The sequence below is a fragment of the Pseudomonas duriflava genome, assembly GCF_007830155.1.
Classification (GTDB): domain Bacteria; phylum Pseudomonadota; class Gammaproteobacteria; order Pseudomonadales; family Pseudomonadaceae; genus Chryseomonas; species Chryseomonas duriflava.
Genome location: NZ_VLKY01000043.1, coordinates 1 through 6,250 on the forward strand (window position 1 = coordinate 1; position 6,250 = coordinate 6,250).

The 6,250-nt window shown below is 50.2% G+C and carries 12 protein-coding genes; 5 read left to right on the top strand and 7 right to left on the bottom strand.

Going from position 1 to position 6,250, the window contains the following annotated elements; genetic code table 11:
• Positions 1 to 163 (top strand): integrase core domain-containing protein (locus IQ22_RS22695; protein WP_145146078.1); only part of this gene is annotated, 163 nt, incomplete at its 5' end.
• A gap of 642 nt (positions 164 to 805) precedes the next feature.
• Here the strand turns inward: IQ22_RS22695 and IQ22_RS22700 are convergent.
• The 5 genes from IQ22_RS22700 to IQ22_RS23905 all read right to left on the bottom strand — a co-directional run bounded on the left by IQ22_RS22700 (position 806) and on the right by IQ22_RS23905 (position 2,865).
• Entirely contained in the window at positions 806 to 1,069 is a 264-nt protein-coding gene (locus tag IQ22_RS22700) for a phiTE_015 family protein (RefSeq protein ID WP_145146079.1), read from the bottom strand.
• Between the two features lie 390 nt (positions 1,070 to 1,459).
• A complete protein-coding gene (locus tag IQ22_RS22705) occupies positions 1,460 to 1,639 on the bottom strand; it encodes a hypothetical protein (RefSeq protein ID WP_145146080.1) in 180 nt (59 codons plus the stop codon).
• Positions 1,640 to 2,051: 412 nt separating this feature from the next.
• Positions 2,052 to 2,255, bottom strand: a complete 204-nt coding sequence (locus tag IQ22_RS22710; RefSeq protein WP_145146081.1) for a hypothetical protein — start codon at positions 2,253 to 2,255, stop codon at positions 2,052 to 2,054.
• A 9-nt stretch (positions 2,256 to 2,264) separates the two neighbouring features.
• Positions 2,265 to 2,636 (bottom strand): ERF family protein, encoded by a 372-nt coding sequence (locus IQ22_RS23900; RefSeq protein WP_158635487.1) that lies wholly within the window; start codon positions 2,634 to 2,636, stop codon positions 2,265 to 2,267.
• Positions 2,637 to 2,646: 10 nt separating this feature from the next.
• Positions 2,647 to 2,865, bottom strand: coding sequence for an ERF family protein (locus tag IQ22_RS23905; protein WP_145146083.1), 219 nt, complete (start codon positions 2,863 to 2,865; stop codon positions 2,647 to 2,649).
• A 124-nt stretch (positions 2,866 to 2,989) separates the two neighbouring features.
• Here IQ22_RS23905 and IQ22_RS22725 point away from each other — a divergent pair, with 124 nt between their 5' ends.
• Positions 2,990 to 4,102: an acyltransferase family protein gene (locus tag IQ22_RS22725; RefSeq protein ID WP_145146084.1), complete on the top strand. Its 1,113-nt coding sequence runs from the start codon at positions 2,990 to 2,992 to the stop codon at positions 4,100 to 4,102.
• Between the two features lie 19 nt (positions 4,103 to 4,121).
• Here the strand turns inward: IQ22_RS22725 and IQ22_RS23280 are convergent, their stop codons facing one another.
• Together IQ22_RS23280 and IQ22_RS22730 are read right to left on the bottom strand one after the other, a co-directional pair.
• On the bottom strand, positions 4,122 to 4,277 hold the full coding sequence (locus tag IQ22_RS23280; protein WP_158635488.1) for a hypothetical protein: 156 nt from the start codon (positions 4,275 to 4,277) through the stop codon (positions 4,122 to 4,124).
• A 101-nt stretch (positions 4,278 to 4,378) separates the two neighbouring features.
• Complete coding sequence (locus tag IQ22_RS22730; RefSeq protein ID WP_145146085.1) at positions 4,379 to 4,558, bottom strand: hypothetical protein; 180 nt, start codon at positions 4,556 to 4,558, stop codon at positions 4,379 to 4,381.
• 339 nt (positions 4,559 to 4,897) lie between these two features.
• Here IQ22_RS22730 and IQ22_RS22735 point away from each other — a divergent pair, with 339 nt between their 5' ends.
• From IQ22_RS22735 to IQ22_RS22745, 3 genes are all read left to right on the top strand, one after another.
• Complete coding sequence (locus tag IQ22_RS22735) at positions 4,898 to 5,212, top strand: hypothetical protein (protein ID WP_145146086.1); 315 nt, start codon at positions 4,898 to 4,900, stop codon at positions 5,210 to 5,212.
• A gap of 258 nt (positions 5,213 to 5,470) precedes the next feature.
• On the top strand, positions 5,471 to 5,875 hold the full coding sequence (locus IQ22_RS22740; RefSeq protein ID WP_145146087.1) for a hypothetical protein: 405 nt from the start codon (positions 5,471 to 5,473) through the stop codon (positions 5,873 to 5,875).
• Entirely contained in the window at positions 5,823 to 6,146 is a 324-nt protein-coding gene (locus IQ22_RS22745) for a hypothetical protein (protein WP_145146088.1), read from the top strand. The genes IQ22_RS22740 and IQ22_RS22745 overlap by 53 nt, the downstream gene beginning before the upstream one ends.
• The last annotated feature ends 104 nt before the right edge of the window (positions 6,147 to 6,250 follow it).

Here is a 6,250-nt window from a genome sequence, read left to right on the forward strand (position 1 = left end):
AATGAAGCGCGATTACATCGCCCATATGCCACGTCCAGATCGCCAGACAGCGCTACGCAACCTGGCGATTGCTTTCGAACACTACAACGAAGAGCATCCGCACAGCGCGCTGAAGTACCGCTCACCTCGGGAGTTCAGGCGGTTGGCTACAACATCAACTTAACGGGGTTGTGGTGTCCGGTTTGATAGGGGCAAGTCCATAAACTTAAAACTATCGTAGCGATTTGATACTAGTTCCGTAGTTATGCATATTGGAGTGCATATGGCTGAGCAAAAGATGCACTTCCGCGCCCAGCGGAGTGGGAATTTCAGTATTTGCTTTCAAAATCTTCCTAATGGAGGAAGCATAAGAACTACATTTGAATGGCAAAAAAGTTACTTGTAGTAAATGCCTCCGCCTGAGAGATCGTGCCGATCGGGTATTAGAGAGCCTACCTAAAGCAGAAGTAATTTCTATAAGCTCTGTCAGGGAGAATTATTTGAGCAATGTGCCTTAAGATGCATTGCTCAATAGATAATGTGACTGCTTCTTTGTTAGTTCTGCTTTTGAGGTAGTACGATGCTACTAAACATACCCTGTTATTCCGAGTCGTGACGCTAGCCCTCCCCTCTATGAGAGGTACACTTACACCAAATTTTATTACTTCTTTTTTCACTCCTTAACATCAGCCATGAGACCGCTGCCAGCACAATGCAGGTAGCAGGGATAAGCTCGCTTAACGTGTAACACGCGCAGGATAGATACGCTGCCATGGGAGTAGGAGAAGGAAGAGGCCGAGGAAGGTTAGCCAGAGGATGAGGGTTTTTATGGCCTCACCTGTATGCCCGCGGCTTCGATTGATTGACGACAAGAGCGGTAGGCTTCTATCCAACCCAATTTCGCTTTGGAATATGAGCCACGCCTTGGGATTGGAAACTTAGGCAGCTCAACTACCAGTGCAGCGCGGGAGGCTTGCCAAGCGAGTAAGGCAAACTGCTTTTCAGCTTCCCCAAGATCAATACTGTGCATGACTGACATCATCGCGCTATGCAGTGTCCACCAAGCCTCGAACTCTTCCTTATCGCTCATACAGGTCTCCATATCGATCTATTCCTAAACGTAGGTCCTGCCTGATGCATACACCGGCCTCCATTAACCGGAGCCAGCTCAACGGCATCAGCTTTCTTGTCTTCAATCGTGATCTGGTAAATCTCACCGGAAGGCACATGTAGCCAGCGGTCTACACGTCCGGTACTGCGGGATTTCATGGGGATTACCTAGGCGGCTCGATCAGCCGTTGAGATCAGTCGTAGCCAGCGGCCTTGCTTGTGCTCGAATCGCTCTGATCGGGTGAGCTGGCGTCTTGCTATGATGCCGCAATGAGTGCAGCGGATAGTGCAGGCGCTTGCGAATAGCCAGGAGTGCTGGCAGGTCATGCTCGTAGCCTCGCTGCAATGCCGTTAAGCTCGTAATGGCAGATCAGCCAGCAGAGTCGATCAGCATCAAAGCCAAGGCCGAGTGCAATATTCTTCCAGGAGCAGCCTTCAGCCGTAGTTCGTAAGCAAGCACTAGCTCTTGCTGGCCAAGTCCGCTTCGAGCCTTGGGGCCACGTTTCGCATGGCGGGCAGATTCAGGTAGGGATTTGTTGCCGGTTTGCATGTTCGCCTCCTACTACTGGGCGATAAAAAAGCGCCGTAGCGCCCTGATCAGTCGTTGAGATTCCTAGACTTACCTGTCATTTCCCAGGCAAGGTCTTGTATCTGAAGCTGATGCTCTAGCGGATAAAATGGATTGCACGTTGGGCAGTGGCCTGCAACCTTGATGGCAAGAATGGCTAGGTGGTTTCCCATATGCTCACGGAGACAGGAGGGACATGTTGCCGACTGGTCAGGGCAACATTCTCTTGCCTCATCTTCAGTCTCATGTGTTTCATCACAGATTGGGCATACGTACACATCAAGGACTGCAGGAGCGCAGCAGATTTCTGCCTCGCTTTCGTACTCATGGACTTCATCGCATCCAGAGCACTGATACATACGCTTGATAGCGTGCTTACTGGCCATGATTCCTCCTAAACGTGCCGCCATGTCTGGTCGTAAACGATCCGTTCGATACCCTTAGGGGTTACATCGAACTTCTCAGCCAATGCTCTAAGGCTGGCAACTGAGTTGATCCGGTCAATCTCAGCCTGTCGCCACTCGTATAGCTCACGGATAGAGCGAACATCGTCTTCGGTGAGCTTCGACTTATAATGTGTACTTCCGCGAGCTGGCATATGTCCTCCTTATGCTGGCTGGGTGCGTTCTTGATACTTCTTGGCCGCTGCCTCAAGGCTCGCCACGATGCCGTCATAAACATCTGTAGTGATCTTGGTCATGTTGGGATGGTCAGATTCAAACTTCTCTTGAACCTTGGGGCTACAGGCGTTCAGGGCAGCATTAAGCCTGTTTAGCTGGGCTTGGCTGATGTACTGAAGCGCCGTGGGGTGCCCTTTGCCGCTAGCAGCGCTGCCGTCATCATCTTCCTGGGCTATGCCAGCGAAAGCAGCTAATGAATACCTACGGTAATACGTGATCGCACTACCTACGCCTTGAGGGTCAAGCTTTGAACATGGGCCAAGTAGGGTATTGGCTATCCATTGTCCTGACTCATGCATCAAGACAGTCTCAACGCTGACCTTGCCGTCTTCGAACCCTGGCATCTGTACGATAGATAGACAGGCCGTGCTTGCTCAGTACGGGGCGGGAGGTGTTCAGAATCTCGGCCAGATCAGCGTACCGATTCTTGAAATGAGGGTTCACGCTTCCTTTCGCGGCGTTCTCGATTTCCGCCTGGGCAGCAGCCAACGCCTTCGCCAGTTCGGCGATGTTCTCTGACATTTTCATGAGTAGAGACTTTTACAGTGCGACGATAAAAATCGCATATGGTTAAAGTTAAGAAGGGAGGGAAGAGCCCGAACAAGTCTACTTCCGGTAGTATTCGCGGAATTTGAAAAAGACTAGGGCAAAGATGAAACCGGGAAACCTTGCTTATCCAAAGCGGATCTACTCGCTAGATGTCTTGCGCGGCATAGCTGCTTTGGTAGTTGTTTTCTGGCATTGGCAGCATTTTTTTTATGAGGCTGACCACCCCAAAGATTTCAGGGTGAGTGACCAGCCTTTTTATGATCTGATTCCGTTTGCTTATCAGCGTGGGAATATTGCAGTTGAGCTGTTCTTCTGCATTTCAGGTTTTGTGTTCTTTTGGTTGTTTTCCAAGGCAATTGCTAGCCGTGAGATATCGGTTAAGGCATTCCTTATAGACAGGATAAGTAGGCTTTATCCTCTTCATTTAGCTACATTTGGGCTGGTTGCCTTGTTGCAGATGGTCTATGTGCAGTCAAATAGCAGTTTCTTTATTTACCAGGCTAACGACGCTTACCATGCGCTGTTGAACCTGTTGCTCATGCCAGCTTGGGGGGTAGAGAAGGGATGGTCCTTCAATGCGCCGATATGGTCAGTGTCTGTAGAGTTCATGCTATACGGCGTTTTCTTTATCATTTGCCTGCTGGGTTCTTTTAGATACTTAGCTGTCCCAGCGCTTATCCTTTTCGGATGGTTCATCTATCCAGATAATTACAAGCTTGGCAGCGGCTTCTATAGCTTTTTTTCAGGCGCCTTTGCCTTTGTTTTATTCCACACTGTGCGAGAGTGGAAAGGAGCCTTAGTAACTACTGCAGCAAGTGTAGTGGTCTTTGCGCTGGCATCTCTGATAGCAATTACCATTGGGCTAAACAGTTACTTTTTCCTAACAGGGGTTATTTTCCCCTCAGCTATTGTTTGTTTAGCAGCAGTAGGGTGTATGTACCCAAGCTTTCTTAGGCCGTTTGGCTTTGTAGGCGATATAAGCTATTCATCCTATCTCCTTCATTTCCCTCTACAGATCGTGTTTGCGCTCTTGGCTCAGAAGTTAGACTTAACAAAGGATGTGTTCTACAGCCCTTGGGCCTTAGTGCTTTTTATGCTGATTCTGATACCGCTTAGCTATGCAGGCCATGTAGCTTTTGAGCGGCCAGTGCAAACACTGATTAGGGGATGGTTCAGAACTCCCCAGCGAATCCAAGATGTAGCACTTAAACCTTAAATAGCTGATTACTAGTCGATTAGGCTGATTGACTTGTTATATAGCGATGAACCCAGATCCAGCCTGCTTCCGTACGCTGACGGCGGACCTTGCGTGGATACTTGCTGATGCCTTTCTTTACAGCGATACGAAAGCAATCCGCCTCGGTGCGGCCTACGACTTCTTGAATGCTCATGCTGCCATCTCCTTATCACATAAGAACTCGCCCAAGCGATCCACCATGGCTTCCAGATGCCCGACCGGATCCTTATCCATGTCCAGCCATATTTCATCCGTTCACACTATTGGCGTTGGCTCGCCTTCCATGAACTGCGAAGCGCGGGCCTGATGAACGTCCACGGACAACCACTGAACATGACCGTGATAGGTCACAAAGGCAGTGAACTGGCCTGCGCTGCTAATCATCATTGCAGTGCCGGGAATCTGCTTAACGAGGGGGATAATGTTCTTGTCCATTAGCGTGCTCCTTGCTTAGAAATAAGGGGCCGGATTACATGGCTTGGCTTCTGACGGGATCCATGTGAATCGAACGATGTCGTCAGTGACGCGCTCTTCAAGCAGCTGGCCGGGAGCGCTTAGCACTAGCTGGCCGAAGGTACTGCCTTGGAGATATCCCCCAGTAATTTGTAATTAACGTTCAAAAAAATGCTAATTCGTCTGCATGGCTGCTATTCAAATGATGGTATGGAGCTTGCTTAATAGGATTTGTTTTTAACTAACCGACGCTATATCGGCGCATCTTGATTGGCATGGATGCGTTGGCTGGTTCAATTACCAATCTATTAAGGAAGCAGCATGAAAGATTTTGAACTTCTAGAATTTGCAGCTCTAGCAGCCAATCTCGAAATCAAGTCGCGGTCTGAGAGTAACCTGTGGGTGGACACCCCGGGCTTTGGACTAAGGGTGTGGAATCCTCTTGAAGATGATGGGGATGCTTTCCGGTTAGCTGTGAAACTGGGTATGTTTAATAGCGTTGATTTCTATTTAAGATTTGTTACTCCAGAAGATTCCAGCGCCTCCTGTAGTAATACGCGTCGAGCAATTGTTAAAGCAGCTGCTGAAGTAGGGCAATCGCTACATAGCAGCTATCCAGAGCAGCTGCTGGGTTAAACCCGTGCTCTGCTAGCAAGAAGGATTTCTGATTAAGAGCCTCGCCAAATGCGGGGCTTTTTTATGCCCAAATTCCCTGCAGTCCAAGCGCGCACCCCATCGGGATTAGCTGCCTTGAGAAGCCGGAACTATCAACGTCGCGAGACGTAGAGCGCTGGCCGACGAACTGGCCACCTTTTCTTTCATCCGCCAAGGCGGGCTTTCCACGACTGGCGTCAAGTCATAAGGCATCGCCTCAACACGCCAGAGAGGTGATCAATGGACCCAAATGACTTGACCGGCGGAAACCCTGCCGGGTGGCTCACAGCTGGAGGTTTAGGCCTGGCTTGGGGGCTTAACTGGCTACGTAAATACATGTCCAGCACAGGGGCATCGGTTGCTAATGACCGTGCCGAGAAGGACATGCTTGAACGGGCTTTAGCTGAGAACGAAAAGCTTAGCGAGCGCCTGGAGGTTGTCACCAAGGAACGGAACGAGATGTACAAGACGGTGGGGGAACTCACCGGAACGATGAAGGCTATGAAGTCGCAACTGGATTTGCAGGAAAGCCACATTACTCAATTAACGTCAGAGGTGGCGCAATTGCGTCAGGCCTTGCAACGGAGTGGCCATGAACGGCGATACAGTGGTGACCAGGGCCAAGCAGTGGTGGAGACGCGTTGAGATCTGGTTCATCGGTGCCATCTTGGTGCTGAGTGGAATGATCATTGGCTATCACATTGCCATGTACGGCGCGAATCAGCGTATGAATACCGAGCTGACCACTATCCGAGACGCCTACAACCAGGCGCTTGTGAATCTGGCCCGAACGACAGGGCAGGCTGCAACAACAGCAGCCAATGCCGCGCAAACATCCAGTCAGGCGGCTAACCAGGCCGCTGAGAAAGCTACCCAGGCACTTGAGCAAGTGCAGCAGACAAACGAACCCAAATAGGTAGAGATCTGCCGCGTATCACCGCACAACAAGCAGGCGGTGAGAACGTCTGCGCCTTTTTGGATACCCTGGCTGCAAGTGAGATTGGCCCAAAGATGCTGGCC